The sequence below is a fragment of the Streptomyces monticola genome (genome assembly GCF_042665355.1).
Taxonomy (GTDB): Bacteria; Actinomycetota; Actinomycetes; order Streptomycetales; family Streptomycetaceae; genus Streptomyces; species Streptomyces monticola.
The window spans coordinates 14,357-33,959 of the sequence record NZ_JBHTCF010000039.1 but is presented as its reverse complement, the minus strand read 5'-3'; the positions used below and the strand labels follow the sequence as shown (position 1 = coordinate 33,959).

General features: G+C 71.4%; 16 protein-coding genes and 1 pseudogene. 9 read left to right on the top strand and 8 right to left on the bottom strand.

The genetic code is table 11. The features are described 5' to 3' along the window. The 3 genes and pseudogenes from ACFQVC_RS41475 to ACFQVC_RS41465 all read right to left on the bottom strand — a co-directional run. The coding region (locus ACFQVC_RS41475) for a transposase family protein (RefSeq protein ID WP_381841634.1) at positions 1–186 on the bottom strand (186 nt) is incomplete at its 3' end. An 845-nt stretch (positions 187–1,031) separates the two neighbouring features. Beyond that, positions 1,032–1,215: pseudogene (locus tag ACFQVC_RS41470) on the bottom strand (L-serine ammonia-lyase, iron-sulfur-dependent, subunit alpha); the annotation flags it as partial. Between the two features lie 267 nt (positions 1,216–1,482). Then, positions 1,483–2,277: a TVP38/TMEM64 family protein gene (locus ACFQVC_RS41465; protein WP_381841628.1), complete on the bottom strand. Its 795-nt coding sequence runs from the start codon at positions 2,275–2,277 to the stop codon at positions 1,483–1,485. A gap of 49 nt (positions 2,278–2,326) precedes the next feature. Between ACFQVC_RS41465 and ACFQVC_RS41460 the strand changes: the two genes are divergently transcribed. Continuing rightward, positions 2,327–3,037 carry a DNA alkylation repair protein gene (locus tag ACFQVC_RS41460; protein ID WP_381841625.1) on the top strand — a complete coding sequence of 237 codons (711 nt, stop codon included), beginning with the start codon at positions 2,327–2,329 and terminating at the stop codon, positions 3,035–3,037. Positions 3,038–3,064: 27 nt separating this feature from the next. Here ACFQVC_RS41460 and ACFQVC_RS41455 read toward each other — a convergent pair whose 3' ends face one another. Continuing rightward, positions 3,065–4,462 (bottom strand): GntP family permease, encoded by a 1,398-nt coding sequence (locus ACFQVC_RS41455; protein WP_381841622.1) that lies wholly within the window; start codon positions 4,460–4,462, stop codon positions 3,065–3,067. 87 nt (positions 4,463–4,549) lie between these two features. Further along, positions 4,550–5,125: a gluconokinase gene (locus ACFQVC_RS41450; RefSeq protein WP_381841620.1), complete on the bottom strand. Its 576-nt coding sequence runs from the start codon at positions 5,123–5,125 to the stop codon at positions 4,550–4,552. Between the two features lie 150 nt (positions 5,126–5,275). Here ACFQVC_RS41450 and ACFQVC_RS41445 point away from each other — a divergent pair, with 150 nt between their 5' ends. The 4 genes from ACFQVC_RS41445 (at position 5,276) to ACFQVC_RS41430 (ending at position 10,330) form a co-directional block, all read left to right on the top strand. Continuing rightward, positions 5,276–5,977, top strand: a complete 702-nt coding sequence (locus tag ACFQVC_RS41445) for a FadR/GntR family transcriptional regulator (protein WP_381841617.1) — start codon at positions 5,276–5,278, stop codon at positions 5,975–5,977. Positions 5,978–6,817: 840 nt separating this feature from the next. Further along, complete coding sequence (gene tuf, locus ACFQVC_RS41440) at positions 6,818–8,029, top strand: elongation factor Tu (RefSeq protein WP_381841614.1); 1,212 nt, start codon at positions 6,818–6,820, stop codon at positions 8,027–8,029. A 111-nt stretch (positions 8,030–8,140) separates the two neighbouring features. Further along, complete coding sequence (locus tag ACFQVC_RS41435; protein ID WP_381841611.1) at positions 8,141–8,983, top strand: patatin-like phospholipase family protein; 843 nt, start codon at positions 8,141–8,143, stop codon at positions 8,981–8,983. A 501-nt stretch (positions 8,984–9,484) separates the two neighbouring features. After that, positions 9,485–10,330 carry a spermidine synthase gene (locus ACFQVC_RS41430; RefSeq protein WP_381841608.1) on the top strand — a complete coding sequence of 282 codons (846 nt, stop codon included), beginning with the start codon at positions 9,485–9,487 and terminating at the stop codon, positions 10,328–10,330. On the opposite strand, the gene ACFQVC_RS41425 is transcribed toward ACFQVC_RS41430, so the two are convergent. Further along, on the bottom strand, positions 10,292–11,665 hold the full coding sequence (locus ACFQVC_RS41425) for an MFS transporter (RefSeq protein ID WP_381841605.1): 1,374 nt from the start codon (positions 11,663–11,665) through the stop codon (positions 10,292–10,294). The two genes, ACFQVC_RS41430 and ACFQVC_RS41425, sit on opposite strands and share 39 nt — an antisense overlap. A 120-nt stretch (positions 11,666–11,785) precedes the next feature. Then, a complete protein-coding gene (locus tag ACFQVC_RS41420) occupies positions 11,786–12,940 on the bottom strand; it encodes a DUF8017 domain-containing protein (protein ID WP_381841602.1) in 1,155 nt (384 codons plus the stop codon). Positions 12,941–13,096: 156 nt separating this feature from the next. Between ACFQVC_RS41420 and ACFQVC_RS41415 the strand changes: the two genes are divergently transcribed. From ACFQVC_RS41415 to ACFQVC_RS41405, 3 genes are all read left to right on the top strand, one after another. Then, complete coding sequence (locus ACFQVC_RS41415) at positions 13,097–13,534, top strand: DUF4442 domain-containing protein (RefSeq protein WP_381841631.1); 438 nt, start codon at positions 13,097–13,099, stop codon at positions 13,532–13,534. Between the two features lie 303 nt (positions 13,535–13,837). After that, the gene (locus ACFQVC_RS41410; RefSeq protein ID WP_381841599.1) at positions 13,838–16,342 is read left to right on the top strand and encodes a beta-glucosidase family protein; all 2,505 of its coding nucleotides are present in this window, start codon (positions 13,838–13,840) and stop codon (positions 16,340–16,342) included. After that, a complete protein-coding gene (locus tag ACFQVC_RS41405) occupies positions 16,339–17,958 on the top strand; it encodes a carboxylesterase/lipase family protein (protein WP_381841596.1) in 1,620 nt (539 codons plus the stop codon). The genes ACFQVC_RS41410 and ACFQVC_RS41405 overlap by 4 nt, the downstream gene beginning before the upstream one ends. Before the next feature lie 166 nt (positions 17,959–18,124). Here the strand turns inward: ACFQVC_RS41405 and ACFQVC_RS41400 are convergent, their stop codons facing one another. Further along, complete coding sequence (locus ACFQVC_RS41400; RefSeq protein WP_381841593.1) at positions 18,125–18,655, bottom strand: gamma carbonic anhydrase family protein; 531 nt, start codon at positions 18,653–18,655, stop codon at positions 18,125–18,127. A 144-nt stretch (positions 18,656–18,799) separates the two neighbouring features. On the opposite strand from ACFQVC_RS41400, the gene ACFQVC_RS41395 reads away from it, so the two are divergent. Continuing rightward, complete coding sequence (locus ACFQVC_RS41395; protein ID WP_381841590.1) at positions 18,800–19,582, top strand: acyltransferase; 783 nt, start codon at positions 18,800–18,802, stop codon at positions 19,580–19,582. Positions 19,583–19,603: the final 21 nt, after the last annotated feature.

Genomic DNA, 19,603 nt, shown 5'->3' with positions numbered 1-19,603 from the left:
GCGGGCGGTGAGCTTGTCGTGGCGGCATGCGGTGATCTCCGAGGTGCGTCCGGGCCGCGCTGCTGAGATCCACAGCAGTCGGCCGTTCTCGTCGGTGAGAGCGACGACCAGCAGGCCGTGGCATTTATGCTTGCCGGAGAAGTTCTTCGGGTTCGCAGCTCCGGTGCGACGGCGGGTGCGGATCAGGGATCCGTCCAGCAGCGCGATCCCGCCACCCGTCGCTCCAGATCCCCCATACGCATCCTCCAGCGATCCTGCGGCGTTTCCGGCCGATCACGGATCGTAGGTCGCAGGCGACATCGCGCACAGCCGAACCGGAGAAACCGGCCCACCGGCAGGACGGACGATCTTCACCGAAGACAGCAGGCGCCGACCAGCACGATCACCCCTGCCGCTCCTCACGCCACCACCACACAACTCACTGGGCGAGCCCGACTGCTCCCCGCGCACGCGGGGATGTTCCCAGTGCAAGACAGCCGACGATGCGGTCGTCGTCCTGCCCCCCCACGCATGCGGGGATGACTCATCACGCAGCGGTGGCCGAACTCATGATCCCTCTGCTCCCCGGGGAGCAGAGGGATCATGAGTTCGACTTCAGTCTCATTCTCTCTCCACTACGTTTCTTAATACTCATGCGCGATGCCGTCTCGGTGTGCTGCCGTAGCCGGAAGCATCAAGACGCCTGTCGGCCTGTGCGGGCCGCCTCCGGAGGGGCTCCACATGGGACGTCCCAACTGCCGTAGAGACAAGAACTCCACGCGTCCAGAGGTGGAGATCCACTTCCGTGGCGTGTACCTGATGGTCCAGAGGCTGCCTCGCCTCCCGGGGAGCTTTGGGCGAGTGCTGTGCTCATTACTTCTGACCCTCGGGAACGCTGCGCACCCTGTAGATCTTGGTCCACTAGGATCCCCAGGGATTTTCAGGGACTTTCACGTCTGTCTCGGGGACTTCCGAGGGGTTTTCTGCCGTGTGAGCAGGGAAGGCCCCGACAGCGCTGAAAGAAGAGAAAGTGCTGATCAGAGCCCGCCTCCTCAGCGCTCGATGACGTTGACCGCGAGCCCTCCCCGCGCCGTCTCCTTGTACTTGACCTTCATGTCGGTGCCGATCCTCTTAAGGTTCTTGATGACCTTTTGAGGGAGACCGTGTACGAGCTGTCGCCGCGCTTCGCCATCTTCGCCGCGTGATGGCCTTGACCGAGGGCACGGTGGTGCGCTCAGAGCGCCGTCCCGGATCTGATCGTGCGCCGGCCCGCTCGTGTGCGGAACCGGCGGTGTGCGGAAGTGGTCATAGGTGTGGCCGTGGGAGGCGGCTCGCGAAGGGAAGTGCCGGTATCGGCACGGATCTTCGGCCGCCGCCGCTGGGCAGCGTACCGTCCGCGCGGATCAGGTTGCTGTGAAGCCCCCCTCGCGCAGCTGCGTGCAGCCCCCGGTGAAGTGCCCGCCCTGCGTCGGCTGTCAGTCGGTTACGGCCGGTCGGTGCCGGTCAGCCGGATGCCGGGCCGTCGGCGCGGGCCGCGCCCACGGGCTCGGGTCCGGACCCGGAGCCTTCGGAGTGTCCCGAGCCCTCCCCGCGGAGCTTGTGCCGCTTGCACCAGGCGACCGCCGCCGCGGCCAGACCCGTCAGGGCGATAAAGCCCATGGCGATGAGGAACGCGGGCGAGGTGGGGGTCGAGGCGCGGCTGCCCGCGACGACGTACGCCGCCGTGTTCGGTATCGAGCCGAGGCCCGTGGCGAGCAGGAACGGCAGCCACCCCATCCGGGACACCGCCGCGCAGTAGTTCGCCGCCCAGAACGGCACCCCGGGAAAGAGCCGCGCCGCCAGCATCGAGCGGAAGCCGTGGCGGCTCAGCTGGCCGTCGACGGCGTGCACCATGCGGCCGCGCAGCAGCGGGCGCAGGGCGTCCTGGCCCAGGACCCGGCCGAGGCCGAAAGCGATCCCCGCGCCGAGCACCGTGCCCGCGATCGCCCCCGCGAGACCCGCCTGGGAGCCGAACAGCGCCCCCGCGGCGAGATTGAGCAGCGGCCGTGGCACGAAGGCGGCCGTGCACAGGCCGTACGCCACGGCGAACATGACGACAGCGGCCGCGCCGTTGATCTGCGGCGGCCAGCCGTCGGCGAGGAAGCGCTGCGGTTCGAAGACGAGGACGCTCGTGCCGGCCGCGGCGAGCAGCGCCACCAGGAGCGCAAGCCGCGACCACGGCGAGAGCAGCACTCTGCCGAAGCGCACGCCGAGGCCCTGTTGCAGGGGAGCCGCGGGCCGGGTCACAGGGTCGAACATTCGGGGAGACTAACCGACACATATGTGTGATCGCCGTATGGTGCGTCTCATGAGCGTCACAGTGCCGCCCCCGGTACCGGCGAGTGATCTTGCCGATGAAGTGCTCGCGCGCCTGGTCATCGCGTATCCCAAGGGCGCCGCACCGGAGCGGGTCGCGCCCCTCGAGGCGTACATGAAAAACGTCGTTGCGTTTCTCGGGATCATGTCGACCGAGCGCCGCGCCCTCTCGCGCACCGTGCTCGACGGACTGCCGCGCCCCGATGAGGCGGACTGCACGGCTGTAGCGCTGCGCTGCTGGCAGCTGCCCGAGCGCGAGTACCACTATTTCGCCGTCGACTATCTGCGGCGGTATGTGAAGCGCTGCTCCTCGGGGTTTCTGCCCGTGGCCCGCCATCTCGTCACGACCGTCTCCTGGTGGGACACGGTCGACGCCCTCGCCGCACATGTCGTCGGCGGCCTGGTCGCGGCCGACCCCGGTCTCGCCCGCGACATGGACGCCTGGATCGACGACGACGATCTGTGGGTGGCGCGCACCGCCCTCCTGCACCAGCTGCGCTACAAGCGGGCCACCGACACCGACCGCCTCTTCGGCTACTGCCTGCGCCAGGCGGGCCACCCAGACTTCTTCATCCGCAAGGCCATCGGCTGGTGTCTGCGGGAGTACGCGAAGACGGACCCGGAGGCGGTACGTTCCTTCGTCACCGCCCACCGGGACCGGCTCGCGCCGCTGTCGGTGCGGGAGGCGCTCAAGCACTTGTGAACGCCCCCTCGCGCCGAGTGCGTACGCCTAGATCACAAGGGACAGCAGCAGGACCAGCGCGCCGGCGACCACCGAGATGATCGTCTCCATGATCGACCAAGTCTTGATCGTCTGGCCGACGTTCAGGCCGAAGTACTCCTTCACCAGCCAGAATCCGGCGTCGTTGACATGGCTGAAGAAGAGCGAGCCGGCGCCGATGGCGAGCACGAGCAGGGCGCTGTGCGTGGTCGACATATCGGCCGCGAGCGGCGCGACCAGACCGGCCGCCGAGACGGTCGCCACGGTCGCGGAACCGGTCGCGAGACGGATCACCACGGCGATCAGCCAGGCGAGCAGCAGCGCCGGAATCGACCAGTCCTCGGAGATGTCCAGGACCATCTGGCCCACGCCCGAGTCGATGAGCGTCTGCTTGAAGCCGCCGCCCGCGCCGACGATCAGCAGGATGCCCGCGATCGGTGCGAGGCCCTTCTCGACGAGCCCGGAGATCCGCTCCTTGGAGAATCCGGCGGGCCGGCCGAGGGTGAAGATGCCGACGAGTACCGCGGCGAGCAGGGCGATCAGCGGGGAGCCGATGACGTCGAAGACGCGCTGAACGGTGCTCTCGGGGTCGTCGACGACGATGTCGACCAGCGCCTTGGCGAGCATCAGGACGACCGGCAGCAGGATGGTGCCAAGGGTGGCGCCGAAGCCCGGACGCTTCTCGAGGTCCTCGGACGGACGCTGCGGAATCATGCGCTCGGGGGCCTGGACGTCCACCCAGCGGGCCGCGACCCGGGCGAACAGCGGACCGGCGATGATCACGGTGGGGATCGCGACGAGGACGCCGAGGGCCAGCGTCACACCGAGGTTGGCCTTGACCGCGTCGATCGCGACCAGCGGGCCGGGGTGCGGCGGGACGAGGCCGTGCATCACGGACAGGCCCGCGAGCGCCGGGATGCCGATACGCATCAGCGAGAAGTTGCCCCGCTTGGCGACCATCAGGACGACCGGGATCAGCAGGACGACGCCGACCTCGAAGAACAGCGGAAGGCCGATCACGGAGGCGATGAGCACCATCGTCCACGGCATCGAACGGCCGCCGGACCTGGCGAGGATCGTGTCGACGATCTGGTCGGCGCCGCCGGAGTCGGCGAGCAGCTTGCCGAGGATCGCGCCGAGGGCGATCAGTACGCCCACGCCCGCGACCGTGGAGCCGAGCCCGGCGGTGAAGCTGGTGATGGCCTTGTCGAGCGGCGCCCCGGCGAACGCCCCGAGCGCCAGTGACCCGAGGGTCAGGGCCAGGAACGCGTGGAGCTTGAACTTGGTGATGAGCAGGACGATGACGGCGATGCCCGCCAGCACGGCGATGCCCAGCTGGGCATGACCGGCCGAAGTGATCGGCTCGACGGTGTCCGCTGCCAGCATCTCGACGCTGAGTCTGGTCACGGGTCTTTCCCTTGTCAGTGGAGGGGCAGGTGGGGAGAGAGAAAGGGGAGGGAAGGGGGAGAGAGGGGGGGAGAGGGGGAGGCGGGGTTACGAGGCCGGTGCCGGTGCCGGTGCCGGTGCGGGTGCGGGTGCCGGCGCCTGTGTCGGCTTCGGTGCGCGGTCGAGCGCTTCGAGGGCGGTCGCGGCTCGCGCGGCGATGTCCTCGGGCTCGCCGGAGACATCGACCTCGACCCCCGGCTCGTCCGTCTCGAGCGGCTGCAGCGTGGCGAACTGCGAGTCGAGGAGCGCCGTGGGCATGAAGTGCCCCTGACGGTCCGCCATCCGGCTCGCGATGAGCTCCCGGTCGCCCGTGAGGTGGACGAACACGATCCCGGCGGCCGCCGCCCTCAGCCGGTCGCGGTAGGAGCGCTTCAGCGCGGAACTGCTGACGACCCCGCCGAGCCCTTCACGTCCGTGGGCCCAGGTGCCGATGGCGTCCAGCCACGGCCACCTGTCCTCGTCGGTGAGCGGCGTCCCGGCCGACATCTTGGCGATGCTGGCCTCCGGGTGGAAGTCGTCGCCCTCGGCATAGGGGACGCCGAGCCGGGCGGCGAGCAGGGGACCGATGGTGGTCTTGCCCGTGCCGGCGACGCCCATCACCACGACGACGTGGGGGGTACGCATGACTGCCTCGCTGTTCGCTGTCTTCCTCGACATGCGACGTCGACATCTGACGTCGACCTCACTGAAACCGATTAGGTACGACGAATTCAAGACCCTGTGATAAATAAGTATGACTTTTGGCGAGCGTGACGCGCCTCGTACGCTGAGTGCATGACCACACCGGGCCGGGGACTGCACGGCCATGTACTGGACACTCTCGGCCCCGAGATCACGGCGGGCACGTACCCGCCGGGCAGCGTGCTGCGCACGGACGAACTGGCGGAGCGCTTCGAGGTGTCGCGCTCCGTCATGCGCGAGGCGGTGCGCGTCCTCGAATCCATGTACCTCGTCGAGTCCCGGCGCCGCGTGGGCGTGACCGTGCGCCCCGAGAGCCAGTGGAATGTCTACGATCCGCAGGTCATCCGCTGGCGTCTGGCCGGCGACGGTCGCCCGCGGCAGCTGCGTTCCCTGACGGTGCTGCGTTCGGCGGTCGAACCGGTCGCGGCCGGTCTCGCCGCCAAGCACGCCACCGCCGAGCAGTGTGCCGAACTCACCGGGTGCGCGCTCGGCATGGTGGCCAACTCACGTGGTGGGCGCCTGGAGGGGTATCTCTTCCACGACGTCGCCTTCCACCGGGTGATCCTCAACGCCTCCGGCAACGAGATGTTCGCCCGCCTCGGCGATGTCGTCGCCGAGGTCCTGACGGGCCGCACCCAGCACGACGTGATGTTCGAGGACCCCGACCCGGCCGCCGTCACGCTGCATGTCCGGGTCGCGGAGGCGGTGCGCGAGGGCGACGCGGCCCGCGCGGAACAGCTCACCCGCGAGATCACGGTGGGGGCGCTCGAGGAGCTCGACATCCTCGCTCCCTGACCGCCGGCCTGACCGGCTGCCCCACCCGGTTCGGCGCGACTGTACCGGTCTGCTCCGTACGAGGAATGCCGGGGGAAATTCGGAGTACGGTCGAAACAACCCGTGCGAACCGGGTGTGAACGAGCCGATCAGGCGCGGGACGGCCGCCACCCCTCGGGGCAGCGGCCGCCGCGGGCGCGAGGAGCGAGGCTCCCCCTCGTCGTTTCCTCGCGCGGCGTCCTCTCCTGCGGCAGGGCTGCGGGAGTTGCCCCTTCGCTCGGGAGGACAGGGGCTGGAGCCGCACAGTCGGCGGTGCGGCTCCAGCTGGCTCGTCGAAGCGCGCTGGAGTTGTCCGGGCCGGGGGCTGGGGCCTGGAAGAGGCGGCCAGGTGGCCATCGGCGCTGCCATGAGCGGCGCCCGGTTTCCTCATTGAGGAGGGTAGAGCGAAGGCCGCCTTGATCGGAACAGGCTTTGAACCGGGCTTGGTTGACTTCCGGCCACGAGGTTCAGTCGCTGAAAGCGATGGGGGCCTGGGCCCGGACGGAGTCGTGGCCGGGGCCGGATGGCACGCGCCCGGACGGCACGCGCCGGGGCCGCACGCACCCGGGCCGCACGCAGGCCGGGGGAAAAACCGTTCGCCACGCAACCATCCGTACGCAATGATCGGCGGCATGTTCCGGTACGCCTTCCTCGCAGCTCCGTCCGCAGTCGCGGACGCTGCGAAGGCTGCCGTTCTCCCTTTCGACGGCGCCCGAAGCTGACCCTTCCCGGACACTCCGGCGGACCCCGCAGGGGGAGGGTCGGTACGGCACAGGGGTCCGCGTTCCACGCTTCGTGTTCCGGGAAGGAACCACGTCAGCCATGCCCAAGACGGCGTACGTACGCACCAAACCACATCTGAACATCGGCACGATGGGCCATGTCGACCACGGCAAGACCACCCTGACCGCCGCCATCACGAAGGTCCTCAGCGAGCGCGGCTCCGGCACGTTCGTGCCCTTCGACCGTATCGACCGCGCGCCCGAGGAGGCGCAGCGCGGTATCACCATCAACGTCGCGCACGTCGAGTACGAGACGGAGACCCGGCACTACGCCCACGTGGACATGCCGGGCCACGCCGACTACGTCAAGAACATGGTCACCGGGGCGGCCCAGCTGGACGGGGCGATCCTGGTGGTCTCGGCGCTCGACGGGATCATGCCGCAGACCGCCGAACACGTGCTGCTCGCGCGGCAGGTGGGCGTCGACCACATCGTGGTGGCGCTCAACAAGGCCGACGCCGTCGACGACGGCGAGGACACGGTGCTCGCCGACCTGGTCGAGCTCGAAGTGCGTGAGCTGCTCTCCGCGCACGGCTACGGCGGCGACGCCGTGCCCGTGGTGCGGGTCTCGGGCCTCAAGGCCCTTGAGGGCGACCCGCGTTGGACCCGGGCCGTCGAGGCGCTGCTCGACGCGGTGGACACCTATGTGCCGATGCCCGAGCGCTATGTCGACGCGCCGTTCCTGCTGCCGGTGGAGAACGTCCTGACCATCACCGGCCGGGGGACGGTCGTCACCGGCGCCGTCGAGCGCGGCACCATCAGGGTCGGTGACCGTGTCGAGGTGCTCGGCGCGTCCGGGGCGTCGGCGGCGGTGACGGCGAAGGCGGGCGAGACGGTCGTCACCGGTCTGGAGACCTTCGGCAAGCCGATGGACTCCGCGCAGGCCGGCGACAACGTCGCGCTGCTGCTGCGCGGAGTGCCGCGCGACGCCGTGCGGCGCGGCCATGTCGTCGCGGCGCCCGGCAGCGTCACGCCCGCGCGGCGCTTCACCGCGCAGGTGTACGTCCTGTCGGCACGCGAAGGCGGCCGTACCACCCCGGTGGTCAGTGGTTACCGGCCGCAGTTCTATCTGCGTACCGCGGACGTGGTCGGCGACATCGACCTCGGCGATGTGGCGGTCGCCCGGCCCGGCGACACCGTCACGATGACGGTCGAGCTCGGCCGTGACGTGCCCCTTGAGCCGGGCCTCGGCTTCGCGATCCGCGAGGGCGGCCGCACCGTCGGCGCGGGCACCGTGACCGAGGTGGGCTGAACCGTACGGGCCCGTACCCCCGGGGCAGGGGGTGCGGGCCCGTACGCGACACTGCTGTGAACTGCGACCCGGGGCACGGGCACCGGGTCCCGCGCGGAGAGGCGGCGGTCCATGGGGAAGACGGCACTGGTCCTGGGGGCGGGCGGGCTCACCGGAGTCGGCTGGGAGATCGGTGTGCTGCACGGGCTCGCCGAGGCCGGTGTCGATCTGAGCGACGCGGACCTGGTGGTCGGCTCGTCCGCGGGTGCCGTGGTCGGTGCCCAGCTGACCTCGGGGCGGCTGACGCTGCCCGAGCTGTACGAGCGCCAGCTCGCCGACCCCAAGGGGGAGATCCCCGCCCATCTGGGAGCGGGTACTTTCCTCAAGTACGCGCGTGCCGTGCTGAGTTCACGCACCCCCGAGGCGTACGGGCAGAAGCTCGGCCGCCTCGCCCTCGCCGCCGAGACGCTGCCCGAGGCGGACCGGCGCGAAGTGATCGCCCGCCGTCTCGTCTCCCACGCGTGGCCGCCGCGCGCCCTGCTCGTCACCGCCGTGGACGCCCGGACCGGTGAGCTGCGGGCCTTCGACGCGGACAGCGGCGCCTCGGTCGTCGACGCCGTCGCGGCGAGCTGCGCCGTGCCGATGGTGTGGCCGCCGGTGACCATCGGGGGCCGCAAGTGGATCGACGGCGGCGTGCACTCCTGCGCCAACGTCCAACTCGCCGCGGGCCATGAGCGCGTGGTCGTCATCGCACCGCAGCCGGCGGGCGGCGGCCCCCTCCTGTCCCCGCGCCGACAGGCCGACCAACTGGAGGCCGACGGCGCCCGGGTCGTCGTCATCACCCCGGACGCGCAGGCGAAGCAGGCCTTCGGCCGCAGAAACCTGGACCCGGCCCGCCGCGCCCCGGCGGCCCGCGCGGGCCTGGCACAGGCCGCGGCGCATGTGGCCGAGGTGGGGAGGGTCTGGCGGGGGTGAGTCGCGTTGGTGCGCGGGCTGGCCGTGCGGGGTGCGGTGTATGTGGCCGGGGGCGGCTCGTGGCCTGGCGGGGGCGGGGGCGGGGGTGAGCCTTGCTGGTGTGGGGTGGTGCGCTGTGAGCGTCGGTCGGGCTGGCCGGTCGGGCCGCGGGTGGGTGGCAGGGCTGTCGGGTTGTCGTCATCACGTCGGACGTGCCGGTGAGGCTGGTCTCCGGTCGCGGGGGTCCGGGTTCGGCGGGTGGTGCGCGGGCTGGCCGTGCGGGCCTCGGCGTATGTGGCCGGGCGGCTGGTGGCCTGCGGGGTGGTCGGGTTGTTGTGATCGCTCCGGACGTGCCGGTGGTGGGGCAGGTCTTCGGTCGCGGGGGTCCAGGTCCGGTACGTCGCGCCCCGCCTGTCCGTGCGGGCCGCAGTGCATAGGGATGAGCCGGCGCGGGGCGGCTGGGCTGCGTTCCGGTGGTGCAGGGTGGCCGGTCGGCCGGGGTGTCGGCGGCACAATGGACGTGTGGACGAGCCGATACCCGTGACCCGTGCCGTGGACCACGGCGTCGCCAAGCTGCTGCCCGACGTCGACCGGCCGCGGGCCTGGCTCCTGACCGTCGACGGCGCGCCCCAGTCGTACGTGGATCTGGACGAGCCCACGCACCTCGAATTCGAGTACGCCCGCAGGCTGGGGCACGTACTCGACACCGTCGCCGCCGAGGGGCGGCCGCTCGATGTGCTGCACCTGGGCGGCGGGGCGCTGACCCTGCCCCGCTATCTCGCGGCCACCCGGCCGGGCTCGGCGCAGGACGTCGTGGAGGCCGACCACGGCCTGTGCGCGCTGATCGCCGAACATCTGCCCGTCGCGGCCGGTTCAGGCATCCGTACGCACCGAGCCGACGCCCGCGGCTGGCTGGAGGCGGCGCCCACGGACAGCGTGGACGTCATCGTCGCGGATGTCTTCGGCGGCTCGCGGGTGCCGGCGCATCTGACGACCCTGGACTACGCACGGCAGGCGGAGCGGGTGCTGCGCCCCGGCGGCGTCTATCTGGCCAACCTCGCCGACAGCGCCCCCTTCACCTTTCTGCGCTCCCAACTCGCCACGTTCCAGGAGCTGTTCGCCCATCTGGCGCTGATCGCCGAACCCGCGGTGCTGCGCGGCCGCCGCTTCGGCAACGCGGTGGTCGTCGCCGCGCACGAGGAGCCCGACATCGCGGCGCTCACCCGCCGCACGGCCGCCGACGTGTTCCCGGCCCGCGTCGAACACGGCGCCGCGCTGCGCCGGCTCATCGGTGACGCGCGGACGGTACGCGAGCAGGACGCGGTCGCCTCACCCGAGCCGCCGGAGGGAGCCTTCGGCGTCGGCTGAGGCGCCGGGCACGCCCGCCGCGTCGGCGTCGGCGTCCGGGTGCGGCACCGGGACCGTCGCAGACACGTGCGGAGCCGTCTCCTCCGAGTGCGCGGTCTCCTTCGTCTCCGCCCGCCGCGTCAGATTCCGTACGTCGGGTACGCACAGGACCGCCGCCGTCACCAGGACGACGAGACCCGCGCACCCCCACAGCGCGTTCGTACGGCCGAAGGCGGTCTCGGCCGGGCCGGCGAGGGCGGTGGCGAGGGGCACCATCGAGATCGAGCCGAACCAGTCGTACGCGGAGACCCGGGAGAACTTCTCCTCCGGGATCTCCTGGTGCAGGGCCGTCATCCAGGACACCCCGAACACCTCGATCGCGATACCGCTGACGAACATCACGCCGCACAGCGCCGCCACCGGCACCGGCACCGCGAGGGCCGCCGAAGGCAGGGCGAGCGGGAACACACAGAGCGAGCCCGCGAGCAGCAGCCGCCGCGGCTTCCAGCGCATCATCAGCAGCGCACCGGCGACCGTGCCCGCGCCGAACGTACCGAGAGCCAGACCCCACGGTGCCGCACCGCCGAGCGAGTCCCGGGCGACAAGCGGCCCGTACACCGCCTCCGCAGCTCCGATCACCGCGACCACCACCGAGAACTGGGCGACGATCGTCCACAGCCAGGGCCTGCCGATGAACTCCCGCCAGCCGTCCCGGAGATCGGCGAGCATGCCGCCGCCAGGGGCGCGCTCGGGCACATGGCTGACGTTCAGGAAGGCGCGGAGCAGACCGGCGACCGCGAAGGCCGCCGCGTCGACCGCGAGCACCCAGCCGGGTCCGATGGCAGCGATCATCGCGCCGCCGAGCGCCGCCCCGCCGATCGCGGCACCGTGCATCGCCATCCGGAACATGGCGAAGGCGCGGCTCGCCTGTTCGCCCGTGACGCTGGAGAGCAGCATGCCCTCGGCCGCGGGGTTGAAGAACGCCTGGCCCGTGCCGCCGAGCGCGGTCAGGAGCATCATCTGCCACAGGCGCGGCTCACCGGCGAGCACGAGCACGGCGAAGGCCGCCTGCGAGAGGCAGTTGAGGGCGTTGGCGGCGACCATCACGTGGTGCCGCGGCAGCCGGTCGGCGACCGCGCCGCCGATGAGCAGGAAGAGCACGAGCGGCAGGGTGCGCGCCATGGCGACAAGGCCCACGTCGCCGCCGTCGCCGCCCGCGTCGAGCACCGCGAAGGCCGCCGCGATCAGGGCGCCGTGGCTGCCCAGGTTCGTGACGATCGCGGCGGCCGTCAGGAGGCTGTAGTTGCGTCCCGCCCACGGGGGCCGGCGCAGTCGGGGCGATACGGCTTTGTTCACTGGGGAACTATCGCCGTAACGCCCCTGCCGTGCCAAACCCTGGTGCGCCGACGTCCGTGCTCAGGACCGCTCAGGACTGTTCAGGATTGCTGAGGGCTGCTCAGGACTGCTGAGGACCGCTCACGACTGCTCAGGCATACCGGCGAGCCGCACGGAGCTCAGGATCTTGTCGATCGTCTCCTTGTCGAGCTCGCCCTTGACGTCCCTGGGGCCGTAGAGCGACCAGACCACGTAGTCGTTGGCCTTGTTCTTGAAGGCGAACGACAGGGCCTTGCCCTCGGTGGCGCACGGGTTCTTCGACTTCGGCACGCCCTGCGACTCGGCGTAGGCGATGCTGCCCTTCAGGCCGGACTTGGACGTGTAGGCCTTGGGCTTGGACAGGCCGATGTTCTTCTGGTTCGGCTGTGTGTACGGGCCGTAGATCCACCAGCCGACGACGTTCTGCGCGGCCTCGCCCGAGTTCCTGGCGCCGTTGGCGCCCTTGGTGCCGGCGCCGGCCAGCTTCCAGTCGGACTTCTCGCCGTCCTGGTCGTCGTCGTACTGGCACCACTCGGGCTTGTACTCGGCGACGCCCGTCATCGACGTGACCGGCTTCTCGGTCTTCTCGTCGACGTAACTGGTCATCATGGACGGCTCCTTGATGAGCCAGTCGGCCGGTACGTCGAAGGCGGTGCCGCGCTTGGGGTTGACCACGACCTTCCAGCCGGGGATCACCGGCTTGATGGTGGTGCCGTTGCCACGGCCGTTGCCCCGGCCCTCCTGGGTGGGCGACGACTCCTCGCTCGGCGACTGCGGCGCCGACGACGAGGGCTTCTTGTCCGCGCCCTTGGACTCGTCCTGCTTGTCCTTGTCGCCGCCGAGGACGAGGAAGCCGGTGACACCCGCGGCGACGACCACGGCGCCCGCCGCGACGAGCGCGGTGATGGTGGTCTTCTTGCGGTTGTCGCGGGGTGGTTCGGGAGCCCCGAGGGGCTGCGCGGGCGTGTTCCACTGCGGGGCGCCCTGCTGCTGATAAGGGCCGGGCGTGGGCGGGCCGGGCGTGGGCGGGCCCGGCGGGTACGGGGCCGGTGTGTTCGGCGGTCCGGGCTGCTGCTGGGGAGCGCCCTGCGGCGGCGGGCCCTGCGGAGCGCCCTGCGGCGGCGGTCCGGGCTGCTGCGGGTAGCCCGGCTGCTGCTGGTACGGGTTGGGCTGCTGGTACCCCGGCTGCTGGTACGGCTGCTGATTAGGGTCCTGCGGGTTTTGCTCGCCCCCGGGCGGCTGCTGTCCTGGCCACATGGCCAGTAACGATAGAGGTGGCCTTACCCCACTGCTACGGCCGCCCCTGATTGTGACCGCACGCTGACATGACCGGCGGTCCCGCCGGGCGTCCCCGGGGATGGCCAAGCGCTACTACTCGTGGGTAACATCGCGGTCATGAGCGCTGACCAGCAGATGTCAATCGGCGAGATGCTCGCCGCCACCGTGCCGATGGTCCGGACCCTGAATCTCGAGTACGCCGAGACCACCCCCGAGCGCGCGGTGCTCCACCTGCCCGACAACCCCGACTACCGCAACCACGTCGGCGGCCCGCACGCCGGCGCGATCTTCACGCTCGGGGAGTCGGCGAGCGGCGCCATCGTCCTGGCGGCCTTCGGTGACCAGCTGTCGCGCGCGGTGCCGCTGCCGGTCAACGCCGATATCGCGTTCAAGAAGATCGCCACGGGCCAGGTCACCGCCACGGCGACCCTCGGCCGGCCGATCGCAGAGGTGCTCGCGGAGCTGGACGAGGGCAAGCGGCCCGAGTTCCCGGTGGCCGTGGCCATCACGCGCGAGGACGGCGCGGTGACGACCGAGATGACGGTCGTCTGGACGCTGCGCCCCAACAGCTGACGGCCCCCCGAGGGGCGCACAGAGACAGGGAGCGATACGGCGGATGCGCCGGCCGGACCTTCTGGTTCCGGTCGGCGCATCCGTTGTTTGCTGTTCAACTTATTGACACGGTTCAGTGGTGGCCATAGCTTTCCCGGCGCAACCAGTGGTGTCTAACGGGGTGTCAACTCGGTCTTGTCGCATAGTGCGTTCAAAGGCCGAACGTCGGCCGCCCGTTGGCACGTGTACATGCCCCACCTCCTCAAAACAGCTTCGTGCCGCGGTCCACATCGTCGTGCCCGCGCACAGAAGGAGTGACGGCCCATGTCCGACACCGTGTCCCGGCGATCAGCGCTGCGCCTCATCGGAAGCGCCGCAGCGGTCGCCGCCGCGGCCACCGCAGGACTCGCGACGCCCGCGCACGCGACGGCCCCGGTGCAGCCAAGACCCGGCGGGCGCGGGCCCTTCGCCGGGCCCCGCGTCGAATCGCTCGTCGCCCGGCTCACCCTCGACGAAAAGCTCTCCCTGCTGCACGGCGGCACCGACCCCGAGAACCTCGGGCAGGCCGGATACGTGCCCGGAGTGCCCCGGCTCGGCATCCCGCCCCTGCGCCTCGCCGACGGGCCCGCAGGTGTACGCGTCAAGGCGCATGCCACCGCGCTGCCCGCCCCGGTCCTGCTCGCCTCGGCCTTCGACCCCGCGCTCGCCCGGGCGTACGGCGAGGTGATCGGCCGCGAGGGGCGCGCCCTGGGGCAGGACGTGCTGCTCTCGCCCATGTGCAACCTGATCCGCACCCCGTACGCGGGACGGAATTTCGAGACCTTCAGCGAGGATCCGCTGCTCACCGCCGACCTGGTCGCCGAGGAGATCAAGGGCATCCAGGGCGCGGGGCTCGTCGCGACGGTGAAGCACTTCGCGATGAACAATCAGGAGAAGGACCGCATGTCCGTCGATGTGCGGGCCGGAGAGCAGACCATGCGCGAGACCGAGCTACGCGGCTTCGAGGCCGCCATTGCCGCCGGGGCGGGCTCGGTCATGGGTGCGTACAACAAGGTCAACGGCACATTCGCGTGCGAGAACAAGGGGCTGCTCACCGACGTCCTGCGCCGCGACTGGGGCTTCGACGGCTGGGTGATGACCGACTGGTACGCCGCCCACAGCACCGTCGCCGCCCTCGGCGCGGGCCTCGACATGGAGATGCCGAACGACACGTACTTCGGCGGCGCCCTGAAGAAGGCCGTCGAGAACGGCAGTGTGCCCGAGGCGTACGTGGACCGCTCCGTGCGCCGCATCCTCGCGGTGATGGAGCGCTTCGGGCTCCTGGACGGCAGTGCGCCGCCGCGCCCGGACCGCGACCCCGCCGCCGGCGCCGCGGTCGCCCTGAAGATCGCCAAGGCCGGTGCGACGCTCCTGCGCAACAAGCGCGGCGCCCTGCCGCTGAAGGGACAGGCGGCCCGCAGTATCGCCGTCGTCGGCCCGACCGGCCGGATCCCGTTCGTCAGCGGCGGCGGCAGCGCCCATGTGATCCCCGACCGCGCCGCAAGTCCCCTCGACGCGATCAAGGAGCGTGCGGGCCGTGGCGCCGATGTCCGCTACGCGCTCGGCGAGGACCTCTTCGGCAAGCCCCTGCCCAAGGGCGCGGTGGGCTCAGGCCTCGACCCCGAGGCGCAGGAGGTGGGCCCCAAGGTCACCTACGAGTACGACGGGACGCTCACCGTCACCGAGCAGGACGAGTGGACGTTCGTCATCCACTACTCGGGCCAGGAGCGGCCCAAGGTGCTGCTCGACGGCCAGGAGCTGTTCCCGCTGCTTCCCGGTTTCGGGGAGTTCTTCAGCGGCGGCCTGGTCAGCACCGCACCCGACGGGCTCTCCGTGCGCCGCAAGACCCTGGACCTCGCCCCGGGGGAGCACCGCCTCAAGATCACCGCGAAGGGCGGCGAGAAGGGGCAGGTCTTCCGGCTGCGGCGGGTCACGGGGGCGACCCGGGCGGCCGATGTCGCCGAGGCGGTACGCGCCGCGCGCCGGGCGCACAGCGTGCTCCTTTTCGCCTACGAGGACGCCACCGAGGGCCAGGACCGTACCGCCGTGGCGCTCCCGGGCCACCAGGAGGAGCTGATCGCGGCGGTGACGGCGGCGAATCCGCGTACCACCGTGGTCCTGAACACCTCGTCCGCCACGTCCATGCCGTGGCTCGATCGCACCGCCGCCGTGCTGCAGATGTACTACCCGGGCCAGGAGGGCGCGGCCGCCACCACCGCCGTTCTCTTCGGCGACACCGACCCGGGCGGGCGGCTCACCCAGTCCTTCCCGGTGGACGACGACACCCACCCCACGGCCGGTGACCCGCGCCGCTACCCGGGTGTCGACGGGGTCGAGGAGTACTCCGAAGGCATCCATGGCGGCTATCGCTGGTACGCGTCCAAGGGCGTCGAGCCGCTGTTCCCGTTCGGCCACGGACTGTCGTACACCAGCTTCTCCTACGAGGATCTGCGGGTGCGGCCCGGCGCGAAGGGCGGCCTGCTGGTGGACTTCACGGTGCGCAACACCGGGCGGCGCGACGGGGTCGCGATCCCGCAGGTGTATGTCGGTCCCTCCTCGGAACTCGCCCTCGACCAGGCCGAGTTCGCCCTCGCCGGGTACCGGAGACTGGAACTGGAGGCGGGGGAGCGGCGCCGGGTGTCGGTGTCCGTCACGCGGCGCTCGCTGTCGTCGTGGGACCCGCAGGGGCGCGCCTTCGTGCTCGGCACCGGCAGACGCGCGGTGCACGTGGGGGCCTCGGCCACCGACCTGAAACTGCATGCCACGGCCCGAGTGGGAGGACGCTCATGAGAAGGCGCCACCGGATACGTGCCGCCGCGGTGGCCCTCGCCCTCCTGGTGACGGCCGGAGCGGCGGGCACCGCGCAGGCCGCCGGGCCCGAGCCCGAGCGCGGGCCCGCGCCGCCCACCGTCGTGCACACCGACACGGGCCTGGTGCGCGGTCGGCCCACCACCGAGGGGCGGCAGTTCCTCGGCATCCCCTACGCCGAGCCCCCGGTGGGCCGGCTGCGCTGGAAGGAGCCGCGCCCCGCCAAGCCGTGGCAGGGCGTGCGCGACGCCACGAAGTTCGGCAACCGCTGTGCGCAGACGGCCAGTTGGGACCCCGGCTACGAAAAGCCGACCCACACCGAGGACTGTCTCGGCCTCAACGTGTACGTACCCGACGGCGGCCGCCCGCTGGAGCGGCGGCCCGTCATGGTGTGGCTGCACGGCGGCGGCCTCACCGCGGGCGCGGGCGAGGACATCGTGCCCGACACCTTCGCCAAGCAGACCGGCGCGCTCGTGGTGACCGTCAACTACCGGCTCGGGGCGATGGGTTTCCTCGCCGCCCGCGGCCTGGACGCCGAGGCCGGTGACGGGGTCTCCGGCAACTACGGCATGCAGGACCAGCAGGCGGCCCTGCGCTGGGTGCGGTCCAACATCGCGAACTTCGGCGGCGATCCGGGCAGGGTGACCGTCGCGGGCGAGTCCGCGGGCGGCCGTTCGGTCTGCACCCAGCTCGCCTCGCCCACGGGACGCGGCCTGTTCCGTGCGGGCATCATCCAGAGCGGCGCCTACGAGGACTGCGCGGCGCGCGAGCGCGCGAAGGCCGCCGAGGACGGCGCCGCGTTCGCGAAGAAGGCGGGCTGTCCGCACTCGGCGACCGCGGTCGCCTGTCTGCGCGGCAAGACGCCGCAGGAGATCCTCGCGGCCCAGTCGGGGATCGACTGGGGCCCGGTGGCGGGCGGCGCGTTCCTGCCCGAGCAGCCCGTACGCGCCTTCGCCAAGGGCGCGGCCGCGGGCATCCCGGTCCTCAACGGCGCCAACCAGGACGAGGGACGCCTCTTCGGCTTCGCGCAGTACGACGCGCAGGGCAAGCCGCTGACGACCACGGACTATCCGCAGGCACTGACCGGCACCTTCGGCCCGGTCATGGGCGGCAAGGTGCTCGAACGCTATCCGGCGGGCTCGTACCCGTCGCCGACGATCGCCTACGGGACGGCGGTCGGCGACCGGATGTTCGCCTGCCCGGCACTGCGCCTGGACACGTCACTCGCGGGGCGCGGGAAGGTGTACGCGTACGAGTTCGCGGACCGCACGTCGCCGCCGTTCGCGTCCCTGCGCCAACTGCCCACGACCTTCGACTTCGGGGCGACCCATGTGAACGAAGTGCAGTACCTCTTCAAGCACTTCGGCCTCGACTCGCCGCTCAACGCCGAACAGCGGGACCTGTCACGGCAGATGGTCGAGTACTGGGGCTCCTTCATCCGTGACGGGGTGCCGCGGGCAGCGGGACAGCCCGGGGTCCCCGACGGCAGGGAGCGGGTCCTGAGCCTGCGCACGGCGTCCGCCGGCGGAAACACGGCGAGCGCCACCGTGCACCGGGAGCATCTGTGCGACCTCTGGGACGCGGCCGCCACCGCGTGACCCAGCAGGCTGCCCGGCGTGCACCGAGGGGGGTGCACGCCGGGCAGAAGCGCGGCTCTGCCGAGGCTTTGGGCCCGGCCTGTGTCACGAGGACCGGCACCGTCGACCGGCGCCCCGCGGATCGCCCTGCGGGCTCGTCCTCAAACGCCGGACGGGCTTGATTTTCCTACCCCTCGTGCGCTGCCCGGTGTGCCTTCGCCAGCTCCGTGTACATCGCGGCGTTCACCTTGAGGCCCTCGCGCTCCTCCTCGGTCAGCGGCCGCCGTACCTTCGCCGGCACCCCCGCGACGAGGGAGCCGGGTGGTACCTGCATGCCCTGCGGGACCAGGGCCTGTGCCGCGACGAGCGAACCGGCGCCGATCACCGCGCCGTTGAGGACCGTGGCGCCCATGCCGATCAGGCAGTCGTCCTCGACGGTGCAGCCGTGCACGGTGGCGTTGTGGCCGACCGACACCCGGTCGCCGATGGTGACGGGGAAGCCCGGGTCGACGTGCACGGTGCAGTTGTCCTGGATGTTGCTGTCGGCGCCGAGCACGATGGGGCCGCAGTCGGCGCGCAGGACCGCGTGGTACCAGACGCTGGCCCCCGGCTTCAGGGTCACCTCGCCGATCACCACGGACGTGGGTGCGGCGAAGGCCTCCGCGTCGACCTCGGGGTCCTTGCCGCCGACGCCTGCGATCAACGCCCGCTCTGCCATTGCCGTCTCCTGGGTGTTCGTTTCCTGGTGGCCGCGCCTCTCCCGGAACGGTAAGCGACGCACCGCCACCGCCGGGCACCGGGTGGGGCGAAGATCACAGCTCCTCGGTCTGCCGGTGCCGGTGGTGCTGAGTACGGTGAGCGGGTGCCGAAGAACAAGAACGCGTTCTCATCTCTGGCCGCGCGGCGGCGCCGGGCGGTCACCCGTGCCGTGCACGCGGGCTGGCGCTGGGTGCAGCGCTCGGGCGCGGTGACCGCGGAGCGCCCCGGCCGGCTGCTCTTCGGGTCCATCGGTACGGGCACCAGGCTCGCCTTCCCGCAGGGCACGGTCTTCGGAGAGCCCTGGATCCATCTCGGCGACCACTGCATCGTCGGCGAACAGGTCACTCTGACGGCCGGGATGATGCCCGATCTGGATCTCGGGCCCGAGCCCATCCTGCGGATCGGCAGCGGCGTCGTCCTCGGCCGCGGCAGTCATGTCATCGCGGACACGGCGGTGACCATCGGCGACGACTGCTATTTCGGCCCGCATGTCTACATCACGTCCACGAACCACAGTTACGACGATCCGGGTACGCCCGTCGGCAAGCAGTGGCCGCGGATGGAGCCGGTGGAGATCGGCCCCGGCTGCTGGATCGGCACCAACGCCGTGATCCTGCCGGGTGCGAAGCTCGGCCGTAATGTCGTGGTGGCGGCGGGCGCGGTGGTGCGCGGACAGGTGCCGGACCACGCGGTGGTGGCCGGGGCACCCGCGCGCGTGGTGCGCAGCTGGGATCCGGACCTGGGCTGGCAGCCGCCGCTGCGGACACCGGCTCCGGTGCCGATCCCGGAGGGCGTCACGCCCGAGGAGCTGCTCGCGCTCGCGGAGTCGGCGTACGACGAGGACGACGCTCCGGCCGCCGGGCAGAGTCCGGCGGCCGGTCAGTAGCCGACTCGCTCGCGGTGCGCG